The sequence below is a fragment of the Kribbella sp. NPDC031520 genome, from assembly GCF_055580825.1.
The window spans coordinates 64,112-82,958 of sequence record NZ_JBVIKS010000006.1; the positions used below are offsets into that span (position 1 = coordinate 64,112).

The 18,847-nt window shown below is 67.2% G+C and carries 19 protein-coding genes and 1 pseudogene; 12 read left to right on the forward strand and 8 right to left on the reverse strand.

What is annotated here, in order from left to right:
- Nucleotides 1-26: 26 nt before the first annotated feature.
- Nucleotides 27-446 (reverse strand): nitroreductase family deazaflavin-dependent oxidoreductase, encoded by a 420-nt coding sequence (locus ACZ5BU_RS29140; RefSeq protein WP_465703636.1) that lies wholly within the window; start codon nt 444-446, stop codon nt 27-29.
- A gap of 80 nt (nt 447-526) precedes the next feature.
- On the opposite strand from ACZ5BU_RS29140, the gene ACZ5BU_RS29145 reads away from it, so the two are divergent.
- From ACZ5BU_RS29145 to ACZ5BU_RS29155, 3 genes are all read left to right on the forward strand, one after another.
- A complete protein-coding gene (locus ACZ5BU_RS29145) occupies nt 527-919 on the forward strand; it encodes a PPOX class F420-dependent oxidoreductase (RefSeq protein WP_465703637.1) in 393 nt (130 codons plus the stop codon).
- Nucleotides 920-983: 64 nt separating this feature from the next.
- Entirely contained in the window at nt 984-2,159 is a 1,176-nt protein-coding gene (locus ACZ5BU_RS29150) for a glycosyltransferase 87 family protein (protein WP_465704250.1), read from the forward strand.
- Nucleotides 2,160-2,254: 95 nt separating this feature from the next.
- Entirely contained in the window at nt 2,255-3,271 is a 1,017-nt protein-coding gene (locus tag ACZ5BU_RS29155) for a LacI family DNA-binding transcriptional regulator (protein WP_465703638.1), read from the forward strand.
- A gap of 13 nt (nt 3,272-3,284) precedes the next feature.
- On the opposite strand, the gene ACZ5BU_RS29160 is transcribed toward ACZ5BU_RS29155, so the two are convergent.
- Nucleotides 3,285-3,803 (reverse strand): GNAT family N-acetyltransferase, encoded by a 519-nt coding sequence (locus ACZ5BU_RS29160; protein ID WP_465703639.1) that lies wholly within the window; start codon nt 3,801-3,803, stop codon nt 3,285-3,287.
- Between the two features lie 165 nt (nt 3,804-3,968).
- Between ACZ5BU_RS29160 and ACZ5BU_RS29165 the strand changes: the two genes are divergently transcribed.
- Nucleotides 3,969-4,862 carry a glycoside hydrolase family 16 protein gene (locus ACZ5BU_RS29165; RefSeq protein WP_465703640.1) on the forward strand — a complete coding sequence of 298 codons (894 nt, stop codon included), beginning with the start codon at nt 3,969-3,971 and terminating at the stop codon, nt 4,860-4,862.
- Here the strand turns inward: ACZ5BU_RS29165 and ACZ5BU_RS29170 are convergent.
- From ACZ5BU_RS29170 to ACZ5BU_RS29180, 3 genes are read right to left on the reverse strand one after another with little or no spacing between them, the layout of a single operon-like run.
- Nucleotides 4,838-5,620, reverse strand: coding sequence for an alpha/beta fold hydrolase (locus ACZ5BU_RS29170; RefSeq protein WP_465703641.1), 783 nt, complete (start codon nt 5,618-5,620; stop codon nt 4,838-4,840). The genes ACZ5BU_RS29165 and ACZ5BU_RS29170 overlap by 25 nt on opposite strands.
- Nucleotides 5,621-5,643: 23 nt before the next feature.
- Complete coding sequence (locus tag ACZ5BU_RS29175; protein WP_465703642.1) at nt 5,644-6,183, reverse strand: dihydrofolate reductase family protein; 540 nt, start codon at nt 6,181-6,183, stop codon at nt 5,644-5,646.
- A gap of 13 nt (nt 6,184-6,196) precedes the next feature.
- The gene (locus ACZ5BU_RS29180; RefSeq protein ID WP_465703643.1) at nt 6,197-6,799 is read right to left on the reverse strand and encodes an aspartate racemase/maleate isomerase family protein; all 603 of its coding nucleotides are present in this window, start codon (nt 6,797-6,799) and stop codon (nt 6,197-6,199) included.
- Between the two features lie 74 nt (nt 6,800-6,873).
- Between ACZ5BU_RS29180 and ACZ5BU_RS29185 the strand changes: the two are divergent.
- A pseudogene (locus ACZ5BU_RS29185) lies at nt 6,874-7,749 on the forward strand (LysR family transcriptional regulator); the annotation flags it as partial.
- 9 nt (nt 7,750-7,758) lie between these two features.
- Here ACZ5BU_RS29185 and ACZ5BU_RS29190 read toward each other — a convergent pair.
- Entirely contained in the window at nt 7,759-8,346 is a 588-nt protein-coding gene (locus ACZ5BU_RS29190; RefSeq protein ID WP_465703644.1) for a dihydrofolate reductase family protein, read from the reverse strand.
- 154 nt (nt 8,347-8,500) lie between these two features.
- Here ACZ5BU_RS29190 and ACZ5BU_RS29195 point away from each other — a divergent pair, with 154 nt between their 5' ends.
- Nucleotides 8,501-9,475, forward strand: coding sequence for a sigma-70 family RNA polymerase sigma factor (locus ACZ5BU_RS29195; RefSeq protein WP_465703645.1), 975 nt, complete (start codon nt 8,501-8,503; stop codon nt 9,473-9,475).
- Between the two features lie 145 nt (nt 9,476-9,620).
- On the opposite strand, the gene ACZ5BU_RS29200 is transcribed toward ACZ5BU_RS29195, so the two are convergent.
- Nucleotides 9,621-10,175, reverse strand: a complete 555-nt coding sequence (locus ACZ5BU_RS29200) for a hypothetical protein (protein WP_465703646.1) — start codon at nt 10,173-10,175, stop codon at nt 9,621-9,623.
- Nucleotides 10,176-10,235: 60 nt separating this feature from the next.
- Here ACZ5BU_RS29200 and ACZ5BU_RS29205 point away from each other — a divergent pair, with 60 nt between their 5' ends.
- A complete protein-coding gene (locus tag ACZ5BU_RS29205) occupies nt 10,236-10,835 on the forward strand; it encodes a hypothetical protein (RefSeq protein ID WP_465703647.1) in 600 nt (199 codons plus the stop codon).
- Nucleotides 10,836-10,893: 58 nt separating this feature from the next.
- Here ACZ5BU_RS29205 and ACZ5BU_RS29210 read toward each other — a convergent pair whose 3' ends face one another.
- A complete protein-coding gene (locus ACZ5BU_RS29210; RefSeq protein ID WP_465703648.1) occupies nt 10,894-13,536 on the reverse strand; it encodes a hypothetical protein in 2,643 nt (880 codons plus the stop codon).
- A gap of 211 nt (nt 13,537-13,747) precedes the next feature.
- On the opposite strand from ACZ5BU_RS29210, the gene ACZ5BU_RS29215 reads away from it, so the two are divergent.
- The 5 genes from ACZ5BU_RS29215 to ACZ5BU_RS29235 all read left to right on the forward strand — a co-directional run bounded on the left by ACZ5BU_RS29215 (nt 13,748) and on the right by ACZ5BU_RS29235 (nt 18,834).
- Nucleotides 13,748-14,764, forward strand: coding sequence for a zinc-dependent alcohol dehydrogenase (locus ACZ5BU_RS29215; RefSeq protein WP_465703649.1), 1,017 nt, complete (start codon nt 13,748-13,750; stop codon nt 14,762-14,764).
- Nucleotides 14,764-15,525 carry an SDR family oxidoreductase gene (locus ACZ5BU_RS29220; protein ID WP_465703650.1) on the forward strand — a complete coding sequence of 254 codons (762 nt, stop codon included), beginning with the start codon at nt 14,764-14,766 and terminating at the stop codon, nt 15,523-15,525. The genes ACZ5BU_RS29215 and ACZ5BU_RS29220 overlap by 1 nt, the downstream gene beginning before the upstream one ends.
- A 114-nt stretch (nt 15,526-15,639) precedes the next feature.
- On the forward strand, nt 15,640-17,013 hold the full coding sequence (locus ACZ5BU_RS29225; RefSeq protein ID WP_465703651.1) for an ABC transporter substrate-binding protein: 1,374 nt from the start codon (nt 15,640-15,642) through the stop codon (nt 17,011-17,013).
- Nucleotide 17,014: 1 nt separating this feature from the next.
- Complete coding sequence (locus tag ACZ5BU_RS29230; protein WP_465703652.1) at nt 17,015-17,956, forward strand: carbohydrate ABC transporter permease; 942 nt, start codon at nt 17,015-17,017, stop codon at nt 17,954-17,956.
- Between the two features lie 2 nt (nt 17,957-17,958).
- Nucleotides 17,959-18,834 carry a carbohydrate ABC transporter permease gene (locus ACZ5BU_RS29235; protein ID WP_465703653.1) on the forward strand — a complete coding sequence of 292 codons (876 nt, stop codon included), beginning with the start codon at nt 17,959-17,961 and terminating at the stop codon, nt 18,832-18,834.
- The last annotated feature ends 13 nt before the right edge of the window (nt 18,835-18,847 follow it).

The window sequence follows — 18,847 nt, forward strand, 5'->3', positions numbered from 1 at the left end:
GTCGTACCGCGGTACTACACCCGACCTCAGTTGCGGGTCAGCGCGAGCACCGGGATCGTACGGATCCCCGCGGTCTTCTGCTCGTACTCCGCGAAGCCCGGGTAGCGCTTGGCCTGCTCGGCGTAGATGCGGTCGCGGTCGGCGCCGGTGATCTCCTGCACGGTCACGTCGTACGTCTCCGTACCGACCTCGACGGTCCCCTTGCCTGCCGCGAGCAGGTTCACGTACCAGTCCGGGTTGGTCGGAGCACCACCCTTGCTGGCGAAGATGTACATCTTCTGCGGGTCGGTCTCGTCCGCCAGATACATCATCGGCGCCACAAACTCGCGCCCGCTCTTGCGCCCGACGTGATGCACGAGCACCAGCGGTGCGCCCTCGAACGGCCCACCGACCTTGCCATCGTTGGCCCGGAACTCGTCGATCGTCTGCTGATTGAAGTCGTTCATACCTGCCGCAACACGCGCACCTGCCGCGATATGCCCGTCCGTTTGCCTTGACCCCAGGGGCAGGGTTCGATACTTCAGGCATGGTTTTCACGCAGGCGGAACTCGACTACCTGGCGGCCCAGCGACTCGGGCGGTTGGCGACGGTGTCGGAGGACGACGTCGTACAGAACAATCCTGTCGGCTTCTTCGTCGACGCGGACACGATCGTCATCGGTGGGCATGCGCTGGGGGCCTCGAAGAAGTTCCGGAACGTGCTGCGCGGGAGTCGCGTGGCGCTCGTCGTCGACGATCTCGCGTCGGTGGACCCGTGGGTGGTGCGGGGCATCGAGATCAGGGGTACGGCGGTGGCGCTGCGGGATGTCGAGCCGCCAGTGCCGTACTTCTCGCGGGAGGTCATCCGGATCACGCCGCTGCGGATCGTCAGCTGGGGCATCGACGGACCTCGGTCGAGCCGGGTCGCTCGCGGTAGTTGATGGGATTCCGAAACATAGGAACCGGTTTCTGTGACCCGTTGAATGAAACTATCGGTGAGTGTCGATGGGGTGGGGCAACAGTTGGGCGAGGCGGCTGACGGTGCCGGCCGTGCTGGTCGCGGCCGTGTTGGTGGTACTGACCTGGAATCACACCGGGGCGGATCTCAAGGTGTACCGGATCGGAGGCTGGACGGTCCTCACTGATCCGTCGCGGCTCTACGACGTACGTCCGGCACCGATCTCGATGCCTTTCACGTATCCGATCTTCGCCGCCCTGCTGATGATTCCGGTGGCGGTGCTGCCGTGGCCGGTCGCGTACGCGATCACGATCGTGGTGTCGCTGGCGGCGTTGGCGCTGATCTGGAAGGTCTGCCTGCCGGCGTTGACCGTACGCCCACCGGTCCCGGTGGTGATCGCGCTGTTCGCGGCGTCGGCGCTGCTCGAACCCGTCCGCGAGACGTTGTCGTACGGACAGATCAACCTGGTCCTCTGCGCGCTCATCCTCGGCGACGCGCTCGGTCTGAAGCATCGCGGCCGGGGGATCGGCATCGGGATCGCAGCCGGGATCAAGCTCACGCCGTTGGTGTTCGTGGCGTTCCTGTTGTTCACCGGGCAGCGCAAGGCGTTCCTGCGCGCGTCGGCGGCGTTCCTGGGTACCGTGGCGGCCGGCTTCGTGATCGCCCCGCGGACCGCGCTCCGCTACTGGACCGAGATCATCAACGATCACAGCAGGATCGGCGGCCTGGCGTATTCGGGGAACCAGTCCTGGAACGGATTCCTGGCCCGGCTCAGCGGCGACCTCGGCGGTGGCGGGATCGTCTGGATCGGGGCCGTTGTCCTGACGGCCGCCGCCGGGCTGTGGCTGTCGCGTTCGCTCTGGCTCAGTGGGCGACGGCTCGCGGCACTGTCCGTCTGCGGTCTGGTCAGCCTGCTGTGCTCACCGGTGTCCTGGAGCCATCACTGGGTCTGGGTGCTCCCGCTGGGCATCTCGTTGGCCGCCTGCTTCGACGGCCGTCGGCGGATTGCCGTCGCCGGCCTCTGGTACCTGGCCTTCGTCGTCGCTCCGATCTGGTGGCCGCCGCGCCGCGACAACCGTGAGCTCCACTGGAACGTCTGGGAACAGCTCGCGGGCAACGCCTACCTCTGGCTGGGACTGGGTGCCGCCGTGTTCCTCTGGACCCAGCTTCGGCCGAAACGCCTGGTACTGAATCACCAGTTGGCGAAGGTGCCGTCGAGCTGACTCTGTCGGGTTGCAGCAACTCTGCCACGTGTTTCCGGAACGGTCTTGACTCGCTGTCAGCGCCCGGTGCAGGCTCTAGCACCAAGGAGGGCGCAATGGCGGTGACCATCGCGGACGTCGCAGCCGAGGCCGGCGTGTCGAAGGCAACGGTGTCGCGGACGTTCGGCGTACCCGACCGGGTGAATGCCGCGACCCGTACGCACGTGCTGGAGGTCGCCGGGCGGCTGGGTTACGTCCCGGATCCGGCGCCGCGGTCGGCCCGGACCGGGTCGGTCGGGCTGATCGTGCCGGACATCGTCAACCCGTTCTTCCCGCCGATGATCAAGGCCGTGCAGCGCCGCGCACGGTCCCGCAACTACGGCATCTACCTGGCCGACAGCGACGCGCGTCCCGGTGAGGAGGCCGAGGCCGTCGCCGAGATGTCCAAGCAGGTCGACGGGCTGATCTTCTGGTCGTCCCGGCTGCCGGGCGAGACACTGATCGACGTCGCCGGACGCGTTCCCACCGTCCTGGTCAACCGGAGCGCCGGTGGTCTGCCGACCGTCGTCGCCTCGAGCGAGGACGGCATGCGGCAGGCGGTCGAGCACCTGTACGCCCTCGGCCACACCCGCTGCGCGTACGTCAACGCTCCGCGCAGCGTCTGGTCCAACCAGCATCGCCGCTCGGCGGTCCGCCGTGCCTGCAAGGCGCTCGGGATGGAGCTCGTCGAGCTCGGCCCGTTCGCGCAGTCCGTCGAAGGCGGCGTCCAGGCGGCGGACATCGTCGCCGCGCACGGTGTCACGGCGGCGATCGCGAACAACGACCTCGTGGCCATCGGGTTGATGCAGCAGCTGGCGAACCGTGGCCTGTCCGTTCCGGACGACATCAGCATCGTGGGCGTCGACGACACCTTCGTCGCGACGCTGTGCCGTCCGCGGCTCACGACGGTCCGGATCCCCGTCGACGAGATCGGCGCGCTCGCGGTCGACCTGCTGCTGAACCTGATCCAGGCCGGGGGCAAGGCCGGCACCGCACCGATCGAGGTCGACACCCAACTCATCGTCCGGGAGTCGACCGGACCCGCGACGACCGAAGTCCACTGGCCGTCCCGGCCGCTGCCCAGCCACGACTGACCCGCCGCACGGGCTACCAGGGGAGTCCGCGTAGGTCGATCGGGCGGCCCGGTGGAAAGCCGTCGCCCAGAACCATTGCCGGGTGGCTGAAATCCTCGATCGGCTCGCCGGTGTAGACGTTCGTCATCCTCACACCCGGCGCGACCTCGACCCAGCCCGCGGCCTCGTAGAACCCCTGGACCTCGCGTGAGCAGCTGAGCAGTCCGTACGGCGCTGGCAGCACGTCCCGCAGGTGAGCCATCAATTCCACTCCGAGACCTCGGCCGCGGTAGGCCGGATCCGTGCAGACGTGACCGACACCTGCGGCGTACACGTCCTCGTCGCCGACGCCGACCCGGCGGCGCTCGATGCCGAGGTGTGCGACCGGTATGTCGTCGTCTCGCAGGATCAACCGCCATTGCGGTCTCGCCAGCCACCACGACTGCTGACGGAAGTGTGCGGCCCGGTTCGGGAACGCCTTCGCCAGCAGGTCCCGCAGCGGCGCGTCCTGCTCCTCGGTCAGCTCGGTCTCGGCAACCAGCTCGATCGTCATCCCTGTACTCCTTCGCAGGTCAGATGCTGGCACATGAGCCAATTCCGTGGCAAGGTGTTGCTGCATCGTTGTTGTGCGTTTCCACGAGTTTCCAGGAATCGCAATCCGTGTGTCCGCCCCCTCGTTGCCGGCCGATCCGGCACAGTCACAAGGAGAAGAACGCTCATGTTTCGTACCAGGTTCGCGGTCCCGGCGATCGCCGGAGTGCTGGCGCTGTCGGGTTCGTTGCTCGGGGCCCATTCAGCCGTTGCCGATGACAACGGTCCGCAGGCCACGTACCGGGTGCGCGCCGACGATCCGCCCGCAGCTGTGCAGCCGGTCGGTGGCGGCACCGGCTGGGCCATCAAGTGGTGGGACGAGTTCAACGGTACGGCGGTCGACTGGGGTACGAAGTGGAAGGGCAACTCGATCGCCCTCCCGGACGCCGGCCGTGGCAACAAGGGCAACCAGCAGCTCGAGTACAGCCTGGACCGGAACTGCAGCGAGTCCAACGGCGCGGTCACGATCACGGCGAAACGCGAGCGGTACCAGGCCCCGTCCGGTACGACGTACGACTGGACGTCCTGTCTGCTGACGTCGACCGGCAGCAGCGGATTCACGTTCAAGTACGGCTTCATGGAATCGCGGGCCAAGCTGACGTACGACGTCGTGAACGCCCAGGGGAGTCCCGTGTCCGACAAGCGCGGCTTCTGGCCGGGGTTCTGGACCTGGCAGGCCGCGGGCGTGGACTCCTGGCAGGAAACCGACGTGTACGAGCAGTACAGCGACAACCCGCGCCACCTCTACCTGACGTCGCACGCCAACGCCGGCGGTGGCTGCGAGGTGGACCTCGACTTCGACCCCGGTGCCGGCTACCACGTCTACGGCGCGGACATCTCGGCCCAGGGCACGAAGTTCTACATCGACGGCCGGCTGGTGTGCACGGTGGCCGGTGCTCCGTCGGAGAACACCAACCTCATCGAAGACCTGTACGTCTACTCCCGCACCGGCTACGACCCCGACCCGGCCACAGTCTCCGCGAAGAAGTCGATCGACTACGTCCGCGTCTGGCAACGCTGAAGAAACGCGGTCAGCTCCGCGAGGTACTGCGGGCGCTTGTCGCGGCGTACCGAGTGGCCGGCGCCGGGGATGTGTACGGCGTGGAACTCGCCGGCTGCTGCCTGGGCGCAGCGGTCGGCGTAGTCCGCCGAGACCAGCGAGCCGCGTTCGGTGTCGCCGTGGATGAGCAATACCGGGCAGGTGATGTCGGCCAGGAGGTCCGTGAGCGGGCCCGCGTCCCGGAACGTCAGCTCGAACAGGTGCGGGTTCACCTGTCCCTTCGACACGGCCCAGGGCTCGAGCTCGTCCTCGGGCCAGTCCGGGTCCGCAGCTCGTCCCGCCGCGATCCGCGCCGGCAGCTCCAGCGCGCGCAGGTCGGCGAGCCAACCCGGTTCGGACCACAACTCGTCCTGTTGACCCGCCGGTCCTCCGGTCGGCGGGTCCTCCAGTACGACCGCCCGGACCAGATCCGGCCTCGACGCCGCCAGGTGTGCGGCCGCCATCGCACCCATCGAGTGCCCGACCACGACCACCTCGTGGGGCAGGTCCGAGAGTACGAGGGCGGCGTCGTCGCGGTGTCCCTCGTACCGAATGGGTTCCTCCGGGAGCCCGGACTCACCGTGCCCCCGCGCATCGATCGCGAGCGCCCGGATCCCGGGCATCGCCGCGAGCAACGGATCCCAGCACCGCGCAGAGTCGGAGAACCCGTGCAAGAAGACGACGTCGACCGCCTTCTCATCGGTCCGGTACCAGGCTAGATGAGCTGTTCTTCCGCGCATGCCTGCGGACGATAGCGCACTCGTCAACGGCGGTAGATGTGTGCCACCACTCCGTTGGCGAACGTCAGGGCTTCGACGAGCTTCAGGTGTCTCGAGGTCGGTAGTTGGTCGAACAGGGACTGGCCGGCGCCGAGGGCGAGCGGCTGGATCAGCAGGCGGTACTCGTCGATCAGGTCCGCCGCGGCCAGCGCGCCGGCGAACTTGCGACCGCCCCACGCGATCACGTCCGGTCCGGGCTCGGCCTTGATCGCGGCGATCTCGGTCGCGAGGTCGCCGCGCGCGATCCGGGTCTCCGGCCAGCCGGCATCGTCGAGGGTCTTGGAGAACACGACCTTCGGAATGTCGTTCATCGGGGCCGCGTACACGTCGTCCGAGTGCGGCCAGTAGGACGACATCTGCTCGTACGTCGTACGGCCCATGAGATGGGCGCCGACCGTGGAGATGTGGTCGAGCTTCCACCGTTTGAGCTCGGCGGGCTCCGGGATCGCCGTCCCGGGGTGCTCGCGGTCGCTGCTCACGTACCCGTCCAGGGACATCGACATGTACAGAATGACGTCGCGCATGAGGTTTTCTCCTTTATTTGTTGATGAAGCGGAGGAGGACCTGGTTCGCGGTCAGGACGAGGCGTCCGGTGTTTCGTTCCAGGTCGGGGACGGCGCGGGCGGCTCGGAAGGCGTTGCCGCCGAGGAAGACCGCTTCTGCTCGACGGTTGAGGTGCTGCGTGACCCAGTCGGCGACCATCGCCGGTTGGATCTGATCCGGGTCGTCGGGAAGCTCGGCCAGCTCGGCCTGGACGACCTCGAAGCCCTGACTGCGGAAGTACTCGGCGCCGAGCTCGTTGAGTTCCTGCCCGAACCACGGCGGGTGGACGAGGCTGATGCGACGGATGTGTTCGGATCGCAGCGCCTCGACCGCGGCCATCGAGGTGGCGCAGACCGGCACGCTCCACCGTTCGTGGAGCCGCTTCACGAGTGCGGACTCCTCGTCGTACCCGAGGGTGTATCCGGTGCCCGTCGACGCGATCGCGAGTACGTCAACTGCGGGGAGCTTGGCAGCTGCCTGCTCGAGCTCAGAAGCACGGGACACCACGACCCGGACCTGTCCCGATGCCAGCTCCGGCAGCTCGATTTCCGGGCCCGGCGTGACGTGCGGAGTGAGTACGCCGACCGTGATCACCATGTCTCGACCCTCGCAGCGTGCGCGAGCGCGATCAACGGCGATCTGCAGCACGGAACGTGTAGCATCGCTCAACGATGCCGGACATCGACCTGCGTGAGCTTCGCGTGTTCCTGGCGCTCGCCGACGAGCTGCACTTCGGGCGTGCGGCGGGTCGCCTCGGCCTGACGACCTCGCGGGTCAGCCAGAGCCTGCAGGCCCTCGAGCGAAAGCTGGGCGGTCCGGAGCTGTTCCGCCGTACCAGCCGGGTCGTCGAACTGACCGACGCCGGACGCGCCCTCCACACCGAGCTCGCCCCAGCCGTGTCAGGTCTCGATCGAGTACTGCGAACCGCCGCGTTCCGGGCCGCCGGACCTGGCGTCGTACGCGTGGGACTGCTCAACGCCGCCTCGGGTGTGGACGTGCTGAGCCGAGCGATCGAGCGCTTCGAGTCCTCGTACGCCGGTGCGACGGTGCAGCTGAGCACCACGCCCTTCGACGACCGCCTCGGTCCGCTGCGCCGGCGCGAGGTCGACCTGGTGGTCGCGCGGCTGCCCCTCGACCAGCCGGACATCGCCATCGGCCCGATCCTGAGCGCTGCGGACGAGCGCGTCGTGATGGTGGGCCGAACGCATCCGCTGGCCGGCCGTACCGACGTCTCCGTCGAGGATCTCGCGGATCACGACGTACGACGCCCGTACGGCCTCACCACCGAGGCCGCCGAGGCGACCTGCCCGTCCACAACTCCGTCCGGACGCCAGATCCACTTCGTCGACGCAGCCGTCGACGACAACGCCGAACTCCTTTATCTGCTGGCGAAAGGCCGCCTGGTACACCCGACGGTGGCGCCGTTCGCGGCGCACTTCCAGCACCCCGACGTCGTCACCGTCCCGCTACGCGACCTACCACCATCGACCTGTGCGTTGGTCGCCTTGACGGGCATCGAAGACCCTGCCCGCGACGCCTTCCTGGACGTAGTCGGGTCAGTTCTTGCCGACTTCATAGGCGCAGAACAGCAGGCTGCCACCGAGCTTGCGGGTGCTGACCAGCTGCAGCGGCAACCTGTCGACGGTCTCGAAGATGCGTTGGCCGGTTCCGAGTACGACCGGGAAGACAACCAGTCGTAGCTCGTCGATCAGGTTCTGTTCGACCAAGGCGCGGATGAGTTGATAGCTGCCGTAGACGAGGATCTCCCCGTCCACGGTTCGCTTCAGCTCCGAAATCTCCTTCACGTCGACGACGGTCGCGTTGCTCCACTGCAGATCTTCGAGAGTCGACGACACGACGTACTTCGGGAGGCTCTTCACCTGGTCCGCCCACTCCCGGCTGACCCGCAACTCAGCGCCCTCACGCGCCACCATCCGCGACGCGAACCAATCGCTGGACCGCCCGCCGAACAGCAGTGCCTTCACGTCCCGCAGTTCCTCGGTCTCTCGGGCGACCCACTCCGCCAGGTCCTTGCTTCCCACAACCTGGTGAAACCAGCCGCCGTGCTCGAACCCCTCCTCCCCATCCGGATCCTGCACGACTCCATCCAGCGTCACATTCGAACTGACGACGATCGTTCCCATTCCCGGCTCCTTCGGCTGATTGGCTTGTTCAACTGGGTAGACGACACCCCCGGCCCGAATTGGGCCCCGCCAGACCGCCCAGTTCGCGCGCCCGGCGGAGTCCGTACAGTTGAGCGGGCCGAACGGGCTCGACCGAAGCTGGAGAGGCATCCCGTTGGAGATCGACACGACGGATCTGACCGCCCGGGCCCGGGCCGGCGACCACGACGCGTTCCGCGACCTGGTCCAGGTCCATGCCCGCGAGTTGCAGGTGCATTGCTACCGCATCCTGGGATCCCTGCAGGACGCGGAGGATGCCGTACAGGAGACGTTCGTGGCAGCTTGGCGCAACCTCGGCGAGTTCGGCGGACGGTCCTCGCTGCGGACCTGGCTCTACAAGATCGCGACCAATCGGTGCCTGACCATGTTGCGCGCCGACAGCCGACGCCCGCGCATCGCTCTGCCTGAGGTGAGGCTCCCCGAGCCCAGCGGCGCCGGCGACCCGCCTTGGCTGGAGCCGTACCCCGACGTTCTCCTCGACCAAGACCCCGGACCGGACGCCCGCTACGAAACGAGGGAGGCGATCTCCCTTGCCTTCGTCACCGCCCTGCAACTACTGCCGCCACGCCAACGCGCCGTACTCGTACTGCGCGACGTCCTCGGCTACCGCGCCACCGAAGCCGCCGAGATGCTCGACACCACCCAGGAGTCTGTGCAAAGCGCCCTCAAACGGGCCCGCGCCACCGTCGACAACCACCTCGCCTCGGAGCCCGGCCCCGCACCGCAACCTGACACCGCCGCCGAGCACCGGCTCGTCGCCCGCCTCACCGACGCCTTCGAACGCGCCGACCTCGACGGCCTCATCGCCCTACTTGTCACCGACGTACGACTCAGCATGCCCCCCGTCATGCTCGAATACCGCGGCATCGAATCAGCCCGCCGCGTTCTGGCCGCTGTCACCTTCCGCCCCGGCCTCACGTACCGCGTCGTCCCGACGAGGGCCAACGGCCAACCCGCATTCGCCTTGTATCTCGCAGGCCACGCCTACAGCCTCCTGGTCATCACCACCTCCGGAGCCCACATCACCGCCATCACCTGCTTCACCCCAGAGGTCCTGCCGCACTTCGGCCTACCTCGTACGCTCCCCTAGCGGGGCAGGAAGTACTTCCAGGTCTTTCCGTGGTGCGTGCTGGTGATGGCGTGGTTGCCGTTGTACTGCATGCCGTAGACGAAGTCGCCGACCGATTCCAGTTCGCCCAGGTCGGTCGGCGGGGTGAGTGGTGCGGGCTCCGGCCTCAGGACACACGGGTGACCCCGGCGGATTCGTATGATGCCCGGTACCGCGTCGGCTCCACCAGGCTGAGGAGGAAGGCATGGATCCCACAGGCCAGGACCCGCTGTCCGCGGTAGAGCTTCTCGATCACGTCAGGGGTCTGCTGGAGCGGTCCCAGGTCGAGGATCAGAGAGTCGCGCTGCAGGCGGTTCTGGCGATGGGACTGCGGGCTCGTGCGACCACTGGCACTGACCTGGTCCGGATCCTGAACGGGTCCTCGGGTCAGCTGGGCCGGGATCTGAGCCTGCAGCAGCGAGTGCATCTCGACGCAACGCTCTTTCGGTTGGACGACCTCAACGGCCAACCGGCGGTAGTGCGAGACAGCAACCAACGTCATCGGCAATGGCAAACGGCCCAGCACAGGATCGCTGGAGATCCAGGTCTCAGCGCTGCGGTTGCGCGCGGGATGGCCGGTACGGTCACCGCGTCGACCCAGCGACCGCGAGGCGCGACCGTCAGGTATCGCGACGGGCTGGACACCGACACGGGCAACCACAGCTTCGGCGATGGCGCACACCGCATGAGTGGCGGGCCTTCTCCGGACGTCAGGTCGGCGTTCGCCAAGGCGCCACGTGGGATGTACGAAGGTGTGGCCTTCGCACCGGCGACAGACGGGAACAAACCGCTGCAGGTGCCGGGACCGAACGGTCCTGAACCTGGCGTCCGGGTGACGTACGCGTTCGATCCGCACCAGTTGGGTCAGCGTCGCCGGCCGGATCTACCGATCTATCCGTCCTCACAGCCGAATCAGCCGGGGAACTTCCTCAACGTGCAAGCGGTACTGCCGGCATCGGTGGCTGGGCGCCTGCACGAGGCGATCCGGAACGATCCGGCGGCGGCGCGCGAGTTCGCCGAGCAGGCTCTGCGCGTGAACTGCGGTGTGGACGAGCAAACCTGGAACCAGGGCCAGAACGGCACACCGCCGATGCGGCCGCCGTGGGACGGCGTACCCCGCTCAGAGCCGATTCACCTGGTGACCACAGACCGGAACGGTCAGTCCAACGTGGAGCAGCTGTTCCGCGAGGAGCGCGGGCCCGACCCTCAGCTGGCGGAGCAGGTACGCCTATTCACCACGCAACCGACAGCAACCCAGGAACGTCCGGCAGGCCCATCCGATGGCTCGCGGCCATCGGTTGCGGCCAGTCGAAGGGACCGACCCAGCCAGCAGCTGGGCTAGCCCCCAGCGAAGCCCGTGCGGACCTGAACCGGCGGTTGCCGGTTCAGGTCTCGGGTGTTCAGCTGGTGAACGCGACGTTGTCGAACTGGTTGACAGCGGACTGGGACACGTCGTGCGAGGTGGAGAAGATTCCGGCGTCCTGCTGGGCTGCCGCCGACGGGAGGGATACTGGCGCGCCGATCGGGACGTAGTTCTGACCGTCGTACGAGTACGCGGCGCTGTACGACGTACCGGATCGGGTGAGCTTGACCCAGACAGGACGGTAGTTGTCGACGCTCGCGCCGGCAGCGGTGTCCAGGTAGCCGTCACCGTTGGCGTCCCACTGGAACACGACGCCGTTGCGGGCGGTGGCCGCGACGACGGCGTACCCGGCCGAGGCTCCGGCCTTCGTCATGTCGTTGCGGACCATGACTCCGGACTTCGCCCACGGGTTGGCGTCGTTGATCGAGACGACCCGGGCGGAAACACTCGCCTGTGAGGTGAACGAGGCGGTCTTGTAGATCGAGCCGAACTGGTCGTCGTGCTGACCACCGGCGCCCCAGACATCCGCGCCGGCGGCCGCGATACCGAAGGCGCCGCCGCTCTGACCGAAGTACGAGCTGACCGCCGACGTCTTGGCGAACTCAGCCGCGACGGGTGCGTCGATCGAGCAGCCGGTGAAGCCGAACTGGTTCGCGTTGAGCGACGTCCGGTACTGCGGTGCGACACCGGCGGCACAGATCACGTCCCGCGCGGCTGCCGGCCAGTTGGCGCCGCTGATCTTGACGTTGTTGATCAGCTTGTTGTTGTGCGCGGCGGCGTTCGGTGCGGAGATTCCACCGGAGTTGTACCAGTTGTTCTGGATGACGTTGTCGCTGGTGTTGTTCCGCAGGCTGCCCGCGTTGGTGAACACGAACGAGCCGCCCTGGACCACGTTGTTCTCGTAGGTCATCGAACGCGAGCCCTCGTCGAGGTACAGCCCGACGCCCGAGATGTTGAACAAGTAGTTGTTGCTGACCACTGCGCCGGGGTTCGCCGACAGGTTGTAGACCGACCCGCCGTCGGCGAAGCGTGCTTTCGTGTTGTGTACGAGGTTGCCCTCGACCTGGGTGTCCTTGAGTGTGGTCGGTGTCGAGTACTTGGTGTTCCAGTTGTAGTAGCCGCGGTCGACGTAGTCGTTCGACCCGCCGGCGTCGTTGATGCCCCAGCCGTAGCCCGTGTCGATCCCGTCGTACGGGACGTTGGAGACCTCGTTGTGGAGGATCCTGGCGCCGGTGACGTACGTACTGAGGATGCCGCTGTTGTCCTTGTAGTCGACCCCGACCCGGTTGATCGTGTTGTTCTCGATCAGGATGTCCTGGTTGGTCATCCGCGGGTCGCTGGGGTGATGAGCGTCGGGCAGTACTCCGCCGACCGCGACGCCATGACCGCTGTTCTCGACGAACTGGTTGCCGACGACATCGATATCGTTCGCGCCGAGTCCCACTCCGGTCGCGGTCGCGTTCGCGTCGTTGCCGATTCCCAGCGCGGACTGTCCGAGGTTGGTGAAGGTGTTGCCCGTGAACGAGACGCGGCTCGCCGCCGACACCTGGACCGCGGCGGGTTCCTGGTACCAGCTGGTGCGGGCCCGTTCGAACATCTCGCAGCCGCGTGAGCAGCTCGTGAAGGCGTCGGCGGGCCGGTAGTCGTAAGCACCCTTGATGAACAGCCCGTTCTGCTGGTCGGCGTACCCGTCGACCGAGGGACCGAGCCACGACGTCCCGGAGAACTGGATGCCTTCGAACGACAGCCCGGTGACCGGCTCATCGTAGGTGCCACCAATGCTGATCAGCGACTGCAGCCGGGGGAGTTCGACGTCCAGCTGGTTCGGGTCGACGCCGTCGGCCGGCTTGTAGTAGAGCTTTCCGGCCGCCGGGTCGATGTACCACTGACCGGCCTGGGTGAGGAAGCTCAGCGAGTTGTCGAGGTACCAGGACGGTCCGGCCAGGAACGACCGCTGGACCGTGTCCCAGCCCCAGGTGTTGTTGTCCCACGCGGGCTGCGCCATCGTGATCGCGGTCGGGCTGATGCTCTGGACCGGTGAGTACCGGTTGGTGAAGTCGCCCAGGGACTCGAACTCGATCCGGGTCTGGTCGGGAAGGGTTGCGAGGTAGCTCAGGGAAGGGTTGTTGATGGTGAGACCGGTCGCCGTCGGAGTGACATCCGCGTTGGCGAGGCGGATGGAGGCGCGCGGGGCGATCACGCCGTTCACGTACAGCTGACGGGTGTCGAGGCCGCTCGGGGTGTCCGCTTCCCAGATGCCGCGGCCCACGCCGGACCTGGACCAGCCGTCGACCTTCGACGCACCCGTGACGACGGGGTGGGCGCCGGGCGCCGCGGTCCAGCTGACGGTGTGTTCGCCGCCGTCGTCGTCGGCCCCGAACCGGAGCGGCGCGGTCAGACGGTAGTTGCCGTCGGCAAGTTGAACGGTCACGTCGCCGTACTTCGCGGCCGGCCGGACGATCTTCTGTGCTCGCTCCAGCGTGCACGGCATCGCCTGGCTGCAGTGCCCGGTGTCCTTGCCGTCAGGCGCTGCGTAGTAGATCGTCGCGGGGGCGGCCTGCGCACTCGACGCGCTGAGCACCGAGGCGATGACGGCGCCGGCGCCGAGCAAGGCGAGAACGGCCGGTCCGCGTCGTCCGGACCTGGTCATCGAGCGTCGCGATTCAGACGTCAATGTCATGTTCGATCGCTTCCTGTCGTCGGGGGCGTCGATACCCCCGGAACACAGAGTTAACATACGTATGATGTTTGCGACAAGAGCTCGTGCGGCGGCAGTCGGCAGAGTCTCGCGCTTCAACATACGTATTACGTTTCCGTGAATCCTGGGTTAGGCTGCGCAGCGCCCGTGGCCGCCTCGGTCCGGGGATGTGAGCGAGAACGAGGTGAGACCAATGTTGGCGGTGAACTACGTCGGTGATCGGACGATGGCGGTCGAGGAACGCGAGCCGTCCGATCTGCGCGACGGCGAGGTCCAGATCGCCGTGGCCTACGTCGGCATCTGTGGCACCGACCTGCACGTGTTCCACGGGGACATGGACAGCCGCGTCAGTAAGCCGGCGACCATCGGGCACGAGATGTCGGGCAGGATCGCCGCCGTCGGCCCCGGTGTCGAGGGTTGGTCGATCGGTGATGCGGTGACCGTCATGCCGCTCGTCTGGGACGGCACCTGTCCCGCGTGCCGTGCCGGTAACGAACACATCTGTCAGCACCTGGACTTCATCGGCATCGACAGCCCTGGGGCCCTCCAGCAGTACTGGAACGTTCCGGCGTCGACGCTCGTGCGGCTCCCCTCCGGGGTGTCGCTGCGGGACGCCGCCCTCGTGGAGCCGGTGGCGGTGGCGGTTCACGACGTACGTCGATCTGAGCTGGGGGCCGGCGACAAGGTCGTCGTGATCGGCGCCGGCCCGATCGGCGTACTGATCGCGACCGTCGCGGCCGCGTCCGGTGCCGAGGTGGTGATCGCGGAGATCGACCCTGCCCGGAGGTCAGCCGCCGCTGAGCTGGGGCTCGTGACGCTGGATCCGTCGTCCGTCGATCAGGCCTCCTGGGTCGAGGAGTGGACGGCACGTGCCGGCGCGGACGTCGTGTTCGAGGTCTCGGGCTCGGCCGGCGCGGTTGCGGGTGCTACCGATCTGGTCAAGGTCCGCGGGACTCTCGTCGTCGTCGCCATCCACCCGCAGCCGCGCCCGCTCGACCTGCATCGGGTCTTCTGGCGGGAGCTGCGCATCCTCGGCGCGCGGGTCTACGAGCGGCAGGACTTCGAGCGCGCCGCCGAACTCGTTGCCGAGGGCACCATACCGGTGGACGAACTCGTGACCGGAGTCGTACCGCTGACCGAGGTTCAATCGGCTTTCGGGATTCTCGAAGCGGGTCGGGCGATGAAGTTGCTCGTGGAGCTGAGCGCCTGATGAATCCTTTCGATCTGACCGGTCGCCTCGCCCTGGTGACGGGTGCGAAGCGCGGAATCGGGTTTGCCGTCGCCGAGGCCCTGGCTGCCGCCGGCGCGGACATCGTCGGAGTATCGGCCACGCTCGACCCCGCCTCGTCGGCGATCGGGGACCGGGTGCGTGAGCTGGGCCGCGACTTCTCCGGATACCGCGTGGACTTCGCGGATCGTACTGCGGTGACCGAGTTCGCCGAAGCGCTCGCGGCGGACGTTCGCCCGGTGGACATCCTGGTGAACAACGCCGGAACCATCCGTCGTGCTCCGGCCGCAGAGCACCCGCTCGAATGGTTCGACGAAGTGATCGAGGTCGATCTCGCCAGCACCTTCGTACTCAGTCAGATCCTGGGACGCCGGATGCTGCAGGCTGAGTACGGCCGCATCGTCTTCACAGCTTCGCTGCTGTCGTTCCAGGGCGGTATCAATGTGCCGGGCTATGCGGCCGCCAAGTCCGGTGTGGCCGGACTGGTCCGCGCGCTGTCCAACGAGTGGGCGGGCCGCGGCGTGACGGTGAACGGCATCGCCCCCGGTTACATCGCGACCGACAACACCCAAGCGCTGCAGGACGATCCCGCGCGCTCCCAGGCCATCCTCGAACGGATCCCGGCCGGGCGATGGGGTACGGCGTCGGACGTCGCGGGCGCCGCTGTCTTCCTCGCGTCGGACGCCGCCCGGTACGTCTCAGGCACCGTTCTTCCGGTCGACGGCGGCTGGCTCGGCCGCTGAGGGCTTCGCCCTGTTCCGCCGTACACAGCCGTGGTAAAACATCATACGTATGCCCTATAGTCAGGCCAAGCTCCGCTCCGGGTCGTGACCGGAGTCGACAGACAAGGAACTCTCATGGTCGGAATCCACACAGTGGTTCGGACGCGCCGCGGGCCGGCGTCGATCGTCGCCGGGCTCTGCGCCGCAACCGCGCTCCTGGCGCTCGCCGGATGCGGCGGCGGTACCAGCTCGGCGAACGGGTCGTACGGCTTCCCCGAGGTCAAGCAGGAAGGCTCGTCGACCATCACGGTCTGGGTCGACGCGGACCGGCAGGCCGCCGCGAAGGCGTTCCAGAAGGCCAACCCGGACACCAAGATCAACGTCGTCGCCTACGACGGTTCGGCGAACGGGTCGAACTCGTTCCGTACCAAGATGCAGCTCTTCGACCGGGCCGGCAGCGGGTGGCCGGACGTCGTGTTCTCCACCCAGAACAACGACGCGGCCTGGGCCAGCCAGAAGAGCGGTGGTAAGCAGGCATTCGCGGCCGTGCTGGACAAAGGTCTGGTTCCTGGTGACACGCTCGCGAAGTTCACCGAGGGATCGCTCAACCCGTGCAAGGTCGACGGCCAGGTGTACTGCCTGCGGAACGACCTCGCGCAGACCGTGCTCTGGTACAACAAGAAGCTGATGGACCAGTTCGGCTACGCCCTGCCGACGACCTGGGAGGACTACCAGGCCCTCGGTGAGAAGGTGGCCAAGCAGCATCCCGGGTACATCATCGGGGCGGCCGGCGACGGGTTCACCCCGGAGATCTACCTGTGGGCCGGCAAGTGCCAGGCCAACGGGGTCACCGGTCCCAAGGCCGTCACGGTGAAGGTCGACACGCCCGAGTGCCGGCGAGTGGCATCGATGCTCGACACCCTCCGCGGCAACGGAACCGTCCCGGTCGTCAGCGTCTTCACCCCGCAGTTCGTGAAGAAGTACACCGGCAAGGTGCTGATGATGCCCGGTCCGGCCTGGTACGCCGGGGCGATCTTCAACAACCCGCAGTCGCTGAACGTGCCCGCCGGCCAGCTCGGCGTCGCCGCACCCCTGCCGTGGAAGGGCGACGACAAGGCGGTCACCGGCAACGTGGGTGGCGGCACGTGGTTCATCTCGAGCCACTCGAAGAACCTCGCGGCAGCCGAGAAGTTCGTCCAGTTCGTCACCACCGCCGACGACTACCAGGTGAACGTCGCGCCGGGTTACCCCGCGTACGCACCGGCCGCGGAGAAGTGGATCGCGAAGCAGGAGTCCAGCAAGTACTTCGCGACCCCACTGCAGCCGGTGGTCACCGCCGCCTCGGACGTGTGGGACGGCTGGGGGTACGGCGTCTTCAGCCAGGAAGCGATCTGGGCGAAGACGATGACCACGGGAGTCACCGGCGGCAAGTCGCTCGTCGACCTGTTGCCGGCCTGGCAGCAGGCGATCGAGAACCAGGCCAAGGTCAACGGATACTCGGTGAACTGAGATGACCATCGCTCCACCGAGCGACCAGGTGGCCGCCGGCGCCTCCGAGCGCCGGCGGCCGGCCCGGCCGGATCGCCGGGCACCCGGTCGCACCCGGATCGGTTACGTCTTCGCGTCGCCGTACGCCCTGCTCGCGCTGGCGTTCGGGGTTGTTCCTTCGCTGTACGCGGTCGTGCTCGCGTTCACGAACGCCGACGGCGGATTCGCGGGTGTCGGCAACTTCACGAAGGTCGTCGGTGACTTCCGGTTCTGGCCGGCCGTGCTGCACGTGACCCTGTACCTGGCCATCTGGCTCATCGGGCTGGTCGTCTTCGTCGTGGGTCTGGCGCTGCTCGTCCACGCCGTACGTCTCCGCTGGGCAAGCACGGCTCTGCGCTTCGTCTACTACCTTCCCGGCGCTCTCGCCGGTGCATCCAGCGTCCTGCTTTGGCTCTTCGTGCTCGATCCCACCGCCAGTCCGGTCAGCGGCCTGCTCCGGGCGTTCGGGTTCGACAGCTTCGTAGCGGTGATCCAGCCCGGGCACCTGCCGGCGATCTTCGCGATCATCGCGTTCTGGACCGGAGCCGGCGGCTGGATCGTGATCATGTACGGCGCCCTGAACAACATCAGTACGGAGATCATCGAGGCGGCCCAGGTCGACGGCGCGGGCGCCGTACAGATCGCGCTCCGGATCCAGCTCCCGATGCTGCGCAAGTGGATCGCCTACATGGGCGTCATGTCGCTGGCGGCGGGCACGCAGCTGTTCGTCGAACCGCAGCTGCTCAGTCAGGCCAGCAACGCGGTGGTCCCCAACGACTATTCGCTGAACCAGCTCGCCTACCAGTACGCGTTCCAGCAGAACGACTTCAACGGCGCCGCCGCCATTTCCCTGATCCTGCTCGTGGTTGCGCTCCTGCTGTCCTGGGTGTTCGTGACCCGCGGCGGCCTCTTCGAGAAGGAATGAGTATGTTGAGCCTCCGAGGCTGGAGCGGCCGGACCATCGCGGGCGTCGTGATGGGTCTGTTCGTCTTCTTCTTCGTGATCCCGATCGTCTGGCTGCTGCTGTCGGTCACCAAGTCCGCGAAGGTACTGACCGTCGCGAACCCGTTCTCCGTGGGGTCGTGGCACGACTTCGTCGCCAACTGGCACCAGTTGTTCGGCTTCCAGGACGGAGCGGTCACAACCTGGATCGGAAACTCCGCTGTCTATGCGGTGGGCGCCCTGGTGGTCACTCTCGTGGTGAGCATCCCGGCCGGCTACGCGCTCGCGCTGACCGAGTTCAAGCTGCGCCGGGCCCTCCTGGTGCTGACCCTGGTCGTCATGCTGATTCCCAGTACCGCGCTGGTGCTGCCGATCTTCCTGGAGCTGAACAGCGTCGGCTTGATCGGGAGTCCGCTGTCGGTGATCCTGCCGATGTCGTTCTTTCCGTTCGGTGTGTACCTGACCTACATCTACTTCTCGACGAGCATCCCGCGGGACCTGCTGGCGGCCGCGCGCATCGACGGATGTTCGGAGTTCCAGGTCTTCGCCCGGATCGCGCTTCCGCTGGGCGCCCCGATCGTCGCCCTGGTCGCGTTCTTCAGTTTCGTGCAGAACTGGAACAACTTCTTCCTGCCGTTCGTGATGCTGCCGTCCAGCGACGGCTACCCCATCCAGGTCGGCCTCACCTCACTGCTCGCCGCGACGCCCGCGTTCAACCCGAGCTCGGCCGGATCGGACTCCGTCCAGTTGCCGACGTTGGCGCTGGCAACGGTCGTGTCGATCCTGCCGGTCCTGATCGTCTTCCTCTTCTCCCAACGGTTCCTGGTCACGGGCATGACTGCGGGAGGTACGAAGGAATGAACGCCCCGGCTCT

What these genes read in the sequence shown, in the direction of transcription:
- ACZ5BU_RS29190 (WP_465703644.1), bottom strand. Translation starts at nt 8,346, where the DNA reads ATGGGAACGATCGTCGTCAGTTCGAATGTGACGCTGGATGGAGTCGTG.
- ACZ5BU_RS29230 (WP_465703652.1), top strand. Translation starts at nt 17,015, where the DNA reads ATGACCATCGCTCCACCGAGCGACCAGGTGGCCGCCGGCGCCTCCGAG.
- ACZ5BU_RS29225 (WP_465703651.1), top strand. Translation starts at nt 15,640, where the DNA reads ATGGTCGGAATCCACACAGTGGTTCGGACGCGCCGCGGGCCGGCGTCG.
- ACZ5BU_RS29220 (WP_465703650.1), top strand. Translation starts at nt 14,764, where the DNA reads ATGAATCCTTTCGATCTGACCGGTCGCCTCGCCCTGGTGACGGGTGCG.
- ACZ5BU_RS29210 (WP_465703648.1), bottom strand. Translation starts at nt 13,536, where the DNA reads ATGACATTGACGTCTGAATCGCGACGCTCGATGACCAGGTCCGGACGA.
- ACZ5BU_RS29205 (WP_465703647.1), top strand. Translation starts at nt 10,236, where the DNA reads ATGTACGAAGGTGTGGCCTTCGCACCGGCGACAGACGGGAACAAACCG.
- ACZ5BU_RS29235 (WP_465703653.1), top strand. Translation starts at nt 17,959, where the DNA reads ATGTTGAGCCTCCGAGGCTGGAGCGGCCGGACCATCGCGGGCGTCGTG.
- ACZ5BU_RS29175 (WP_465703642.1), bottom strand. Translation starts at nt 6,183, where the DNA reads ATGCGCGACGTCATTCTGTACATGTCGATGTCCCTGGACGGGTACGTG.
- ACZ5BU_RS29215 (WP_465703649.1), top strand. Translation starts at nt 13,748, where the DNA reads ATGTTGGCGGTGAACTACGTCGGTGATCGGACGATGGCGGTCGAGGAA.
- ACZ5BU_RS29140 (WP_465703636.1), bottom strand. Translation starts at nt 446, where the DNA reads ATGAACGACTTCAATCAGCAGACGATCGACGAGTTCCGGGCCAACGAT.
- ACZ5BU_RS29150 (WP_465704250.1), top strand. Translation starts at nt 984, where the DNA reads ATGGGGTGGGGCAACAGTTGGGCGAGGCGGCTGACGGTGCCGGCCGTG.
- ACZ5BU_RS29180 (WP_465703643.1), bottom strand. Translation starts at nt 6,799, where the DNA reads ATGGTGATCACGGTCGGCGTACTCACTCCGCACGTCACGCCGGGCCCG.
- ACZ5BU_RS29160 (WP_465703639.1), bottom strand. Translation starts at nt 3,803, where the DNA reads ATGACGATCGAGCTGGTTGCCGAGACCGAGCTGACCGAGGAGCAGGAC.
- ACZ5BU_RS29155 (WP_465703638.1), top strand. Translation starts at nt 2,255, where the DNA reads ATGGCGGTGACCATCGCGGACGTCGCAGCCGAGGCCGGCGTGTCGAAG.
- ACZ5BU_RS29170 (WP_465703641.1), bottom strand. Translation starts at nt 5,620, where the DNA reads ATGCGCGGAAGAACAGCTCATCTAGCCTGGTACCGGACCGATGAGAAG.
- ACZ5BU_RS29165 (WP_465703640.1), top strand. Translation starts at nt 3,969, where the DNA reads ATGTTTCGTACCAGGTTCGCGGTCCCGGCGATCGCCGGAGTGCTGGCG.
- ACZ5BU_RS29145 (WP_465703637.1), top strand. Translation starts at nt 527, where the DNA reads ATGGTTTTCACGCAGGCGGAACTCGACTACCTGGCGGCCCAGCGACTC.